Origin of the sequence: Mesorhizobium sp. M1A.F.Ca.IN.020.06.1.1 (assembly GCF_004023265.1) — a bacterium.
GTDB lineage: Bacteria > Pseudomonadota > Alphaproteobacteria > Rhizobiales > Rhizobiaceae > Mesorhizobium.
Genome location: NZ_RZSR01000294.1, coordinates 1 through 6,053, shown reverse-complemented (window position 1 = coordinate 6,053; position 6,053 = coordinate 1). Strand labels below are relative to the sequence as shown.

Sequence of the window (6,053 nt, the reverse complement as noted above, 5' to 3'; positions counted from 1 at the left end):
AGCCAGCGGAAGGGCGCGCGGCCGCCCTGCAGCTTCAGCACAAGCGGCGAAGCGTCCGCCGAATTGGTGCCGAGGTCGACGCGAGCCCCGTCCGGCGGGAAGACGATGGTGGGCGCCGGTTCAGTCGGCGTTGCCTGCACCAGCCCGTCGGAGCCGGCGCCGAAGCGGGCGAGCGTCACCGGCAATTCTTCGCGTTTGGGATTGAAAAGACCCGGCGGCCGGCCGGGCAGCGGCACGCTGGCCAAACCCGAGCGGACAAAGCCTTCGAACAGAATGGGCGCGGCCGAAACATAGCCGGAGAGGCCAGGTACCGGGCCGGCGTCGGCACGGCCGACCCAGACGCCAAGCACATAGCGGCCGTCGAAGCCAACCGACCAGGCATCGCGATAGCCGTAAGATGTGCCGGTCTTGTAGGCGATGCCGCGCTGGGCCGCACCTTCGGGCGGCTTCACGCCGGACAGGATGTCGTCGATCTGCCAGGCGGCCTGGTCGTCGAGGATGGTGGCGGTGACGCGCCCGGCATTGGCCGGCTCGGTGCCGTCATGCAGCGTGTGCATCTTGCCGCCATTGGCGAGGCCGGTATACAGCTGCACCAGGTCGCGCAAAGTCACGCCGGCGCCGCCGAGGCCGATCGCCAGCCCGGGCGCCTCGTTGAGCGGCAGGACCAGGTTGACGCCGGCCTGGCGGAAGCGCGCCGTGAGCCGCGCGGGACCAACTGCGTCCAGCACCCGGATCGCCGGCACGTTGAGCGACAGCTGCAGCGCCTGCCTGATGCTGACGTCGCCTTGGTAGCCCATGTCGAAATTCTTCGGCCGGTAGCCGCCAAAGTCGGCGGGGCTGTCCTCGATGATCGTCTCCTGCGCCACCAGGCCTTGCTCGAAGGCAAGCCCATAGATGAACGGCTTCAGCGTCGAGCCGGGCGAGCGCACTACTTTGGTCATGTCGATCCAGCCGGATCGGCTGGCGTCGAAGAAATCGGCTGAACCGACTTCGCCAAGAATGTCGCCGGTGCGGGCATCGGCCATCACCATGGCGACGGAAAGCTTTGGGCCGAGCTTCCTGGCGGCCTCTTTCGCCACCTGTTCCAGCCCTTGCTGAACACTGCGGCGGATGGTGAGTTGCAGCGGCTTGCCGGGTTGAGCCTTGGGCAGCATGGCGTAGGACGCATGCGCGGCCAATGCCGGCAGCTTGCGGCGCAGGCCGGAGACGTCGTCGAGCGCGGCGCGCGCTGCCTCTCGTTCGTTGAGCAGACCGGCCGAGACCATGCGGGTGAGCACGCGGTCGCGCGCGGCATGCGCGATGTCGAGATTGCGGTCTGGCCGGCGCTTTTCCGGCAACTGCGGCAGCGCGACCAAAAGTGCTGCTTCCGATACGGTCAGCCGCTTCGGCTCCTTGCCGAAATAGGCGAGCGAGGCGGCGCGCACACCTTCCAGGTTGCCGCCATAGGGCGCCAGCGTCAGGTAGCGCTCGAGGATTTCGCGCTTGGACAAACGCCGCTCGATCTGGATGGCGCGCAGGATTTGCCTGGCCTTGGAGGCGAGGCTGCGGCTGTCGCGCGGCTCGATCAGACGGGCAAGCTGCATCGAGAGCGTCGAGCCGCCGGAAACGATGTGGCCGCTGGTGGCGAACTGCCCGGCGGCGCGACAAAGCGCCAGCATGTCGACGCCGCGGTGGTCCCAGAAGCGCTTGTCTTCATAAGCGACCAGCATGTCGACGAACTGCTTGTCGACCTGGTCGAGCCGGGTCCCAAGCCGCCAGTAGCCGTCCGGCGTAGCGAAGGCGCGCAAGAGTTCGCCGTCGCGGTCCTGCACTTCGGTGGAGACCGTCAGCGCCGCCGGGAGCGGCGGCGGGAAGGCGCGGTCGAGCTCCCAGAGAGCGGCGACGGAAAAGGCGAGACAGGCGGCGGAGGAAGCTGCCGTTATGGCAGCGCGGCGCAAAAATCTTTTGGAGAGCATGGTGCTGCCCCTCACCCTGACCCTCTTCCCGTGAAAGACGGGGAGAGGGGGGCGTCAGCGCTGGAGCTTGTCCCTTCTCCCCGTCTTTCACGGGAAGAGGGTGCCGGCAGGCGGATGAGGGGCAGCGCTATCGCCATGTTTGTGATCGCCAGCGTCGGAATACTTACTCCGCCTTGACCTCCATCATGCCGGAGGCGGTGCGGGCCGAATATTGCGGCCGGTACATGTCCTCCACCGTCGCCGCCGGATGGGCATAGGTGCCGGGTGTCACGGCGCGCACGACATAGGCCAGCGTGATGTTGCGGTCGCCGTCGACTTCGTTGGGATTGAAGGCGGCGACGAAGCGGTCGTCGCGGAACTCCAGATGCGCGGCGTCGGTCTGCGCCAGCCAGGAGAAGTTCGACAACTGAGCGCTGGACACCAGGCTCGGATTGTCGATCTCGAAGCCGGCCGGCAACAGATCGGTGATCAGCAGGCGCGAGGGCCATTTGTTCTGCTCATGGACCTTGAGCACGACCACATAGCGTTCGTTCTGCCTGGCCTCGGTGATGTTGGCCTCAGTGCCGTCGAGCCTGTAGTAGGTACGATCGATGGTGAAGCCGTCGCCGCCGGCCGGCAGCGGCTCGACGGGTGCGGCCACCGCGGTGACCACCGCCTGCAGCGCCGTCGTGCCGGTGTTGGCGATGGCGAGCGGGCTGTCGACAAGCTCGTTGCCGGCAACCCGATCGGAATAGCCGCCGGTATGCGGCGCGCCGTTGACGGAAAGCGTGATCGAATTGTTGCCTTCCTTCAGCGCCCTTGCCGCAAGGAGCATCCAGGATTCGTCCTGCGTGCTCGTCCAGCGGGCGTCGGCGCGTTCACGCGCCACCAGCCTGATCAGCTGCGGCACGATGCTCGGCACCGGCTTCGATTCCGCGGCCAGCGCCAGCATCGCCGCGCCGTCACGCAGGGGCGAGCCATAATCGGAGCGATAATAGTCGTATTCGGTGCTTGCCTGCGCCAGCCGCAAGGCCGTCTGGAAAGTCGCCTCCGAACGCTGGGTGTCGCCATAGAGCGCCAGGCTCGCGGCCAGTTGGGCGACAGCCATCGGGCTCGAGAAGGACTCGAGCTGCGTGTCCGAATAGTAGCGCAGATCGCCGATCGAGGCCTTCTTGTTGCGGGCGAGCACATAGAGCGCGTAGGCGATCTCGCTGCCGCGATCCTGGACGTCCTGGTCATACCCAAGCGAGTTCTGCAGGTTGTTCAGCGCCTGGTTCATCGCCTGAGCCGGCACGTCGTATTTCTGCTCGCGTGCCCGGGTCAGGAACTCCGTGACATAAGCATCGAGCCAGAGATCACCGGATCCCGGGCCCCAGAGGCCGAAGCTGCCGCTTGATGCCTGGTAGCTCAGCACCTTGTAGACGGCATCTTGGATGCGACCATGCAGGTCCGGATCGCTCTCCATGCCGATGCTTTTTGCCATGTCGTTGACATAGAGCAGCGGCAAGGCACGGCTGGTTGTCTGCTCGGCGCAGCCATAGGGGTAGCGATCGAGCGTCATCAAGAGCGAAGGCACGTCGAAGGCGGCTGCCTGTGAGACGCCGACGCTGACCGAAGCACCGTCGAGCACGCTTGCGGCGAGCAGCTCCTTGTCGACGCGCAAGGCGCCGCCATTGGGTTTCAGGTCGACCACCATGCGGTTGGTGACCGGGAGCTGCGCCGGGCGCACCGGCAGGTAGAGCGTCTGCTCGACCTCGGTTCCGCCGTCATGCGCGAGCTTGACGGTGATCAAAGCGTCGCCCGCCGTCTGCGCGATCAGCGGAAATGAGAGCGCTTGCCGCTTGCCCTGGCTAAGCGTCAGCTTCTCGGGCAGGGGCTTGTCGCCGGTCGAGAGATCGCCGGTCGTGGTGACCGACAGCTTGTAGTCGCCGGCAGGGCCGTCGGTGTCGGCGATGTCGAGACGCATGGTCGCGGCATCGCCAGGCGCCAGGAAGCGCGGCAGGCCGGCGGTGATCACCACCGGATCGCGCACGATGACGTCGGTTTGAGCATGGCCGACGGCCTCTTTGGTCCAGGCGACGGCCATGACGCGCACGGTGCCGTTGAACTGCGGGATGTCGAAATCGATCCGCGCCTTGCCGTTGGCATCGAGCTCGACCGGGCCGGAGAAGAAGGCGACCAGCTTCTCGGTCGGCGGGCTGCCCTGCGACTGCATGTTGGCGCCGTCGCCGCCGGTCCGCAATTTGCCGGTGGTGCCGAGCGAACCGTCGATCAGGCGGCCATAAAGGTCGCGGATTTCCAGACCCAGCATGCGCTGGCCGAAGAACCAGTCCTCCGGATCGGGCGCCTTGTAGTTGGTGAGATTGAGGATGCCGACATCGACGGCCGCGACCATCACATAGGCCTTGCTGCCGGCTTGCGCGCCGCTGACGGCGACCGGGATCGACAGCTGCTGGCGCGGGGCCGTCTTTTCAGGCGGCGTAAGCGCAACAGTGAGCTTCTTCGAACCCGGATCGACGGTCAGCCATTTGACGCCGATTGCGCGGGCCGGCATGCGCGATTCCTGCGCATCGCCGGGCCGGAACAAAGTCGCCGTGACATAGGCGCCGGCTCCCCAGTCGTCGCCGACCGGGATGTCGACGGTGCTGCCGCCGGTCGGCACCGAAGCGGTGACGGTCTTCAACAGCTTCTCGGCGCCGATGGTGACCAGGAGTTCGCCGGCAAAATGCGGCGACACCTTGAGCTTGGCCACCTCGCCGGCGGCGTAAGTGTCCTTGTCGAGAGCGATCTCCAGGCCGTCCGGTGTTTCGGTGGTGGTCGAGGCGACGTACCAGCCGGCGTCGAACTCATAGCTGGTCGCCGGGCCATCGGGGTCGGCCGTCTCGACCTCGAGCCGGTAGCGGCCCCAGTCGACAGGAAGCAACACGGTCGCCTCGCCGTCGGCTTTCAGGTCGATCTGGCCGTTGGCGACGGCCTTGGTGAGGTTCACCGCTTCATAGTTCCAGGAATTGTTCGAACGGTACCACTGGTAATTGCGCTCGACCTTGACCAGCGACCACTGCGCGCCCTTCAGCTCCTCGCGTTTGCCGTTCGGATCGACGGCGATGATGCTGAATTTCGCCGTTCCGCCTTGCGGCACCTCGCCGCCTTCGAAATCCGGGCGGATGCCGATCATCTCCTTTTCCGGATGGACGGCGATGTCGAGCGAGCGCTCGACGGCACGGCCGCCGGCTTCGCGCATGCGGACTGTGACCTTGGCGTTGATCAGCTTGGTCGTGGAGGGCAGTTGGTCGATCGAGACCGGGAAGGTCGCCTTGCCGTCGTCGCCGACGAGGGGAAGGTTGGCCAAAAGCGTCACCGAAGGTTCGGCCGACTGCTCGTCGGCGAGACCGAAGATGAAGTCCTTGAACCGATCCCAGCTGTCCGTGGTCGACAGCGTCATCTCGCCTTCAAGCGCGAGGCCGGCGGCCGGCGCGCCATAGAGGAAGCGGCCGTCGACGCTGACATTGGCGGTCTCGCCCTGCGCGATTTCCTTCTTGTCGGCCGTCAAGTCGAACTCGATGCGATCCGGCACGAAGTCTTCGACCAGGAACATATGGCTGGCGACCGGTGCCTGCTTGGGATCGGTGTAGATCGACACCGACCAGGTGCCGCGCATGGCGTTAGGCTCGAGCGACAGATCGACGGCATGGGCGCCGGCGGAAGCGCCGTCGCTGACGATACGGCGGTTCTCGACCCCATCGGGTCGGGTGAAGATGAAGGTCAGCGGCAGGTTCTCGACCGCCTTGGCGGCGCCGTCGCGCGCAAGGGCGGCGACATGGACGTCTTCGCCGGCGCGGTAGATGCCGCGCTCGGTCCAGGCATAGACGTCGAGTGCGCCGGGCGCGGCACGCCCGGCAACGCCGCGGTCCGACAGATCGAAACCGGCGCGGCCCATGTCGAGGAAGACGAAGTCGTTGTCGCCCTGCTTGGCTATCAGCACCGCCGGCACCATGCCGCCTTCGCCGCGCGTCAGGCCGGGGTTGAAAACGGCATGGCCCTCGGCGTCGGACGTCGCCGTGCCGAGGATTTCATTGTTCTTGGCAAGCAGCGTCAGTTCGGCGCCGGCAATCGGCTTGG

At 66.4% G+C, this 6,053-nt stretch carries 2 protein-coding genes; both read right to left on the bottom strand.

Annotation, left to right across the window (positions count from 1 at the left end; translation table 11 throughout):
- A partial coding sequence (gene pbpC, locus EOA60_RS14970; protein ID WP_128311545.1) for a penicillin-binding protein 1C occupies positions 1 to 1,955 on the bottom strand: 1,955 nt, incomplete at its 3' end.
- Between the two features lie 163 nt (positions 1,956 to 2,118).
- Positions 2,119 to 6,053 (bottom strand): alpha-2-macroglobulin (locus EOA60_RS14965; RefSeq protein ID WP_164899317.1); only part of this gene is annotated, 3,935 nt, incomplete at its 5' end.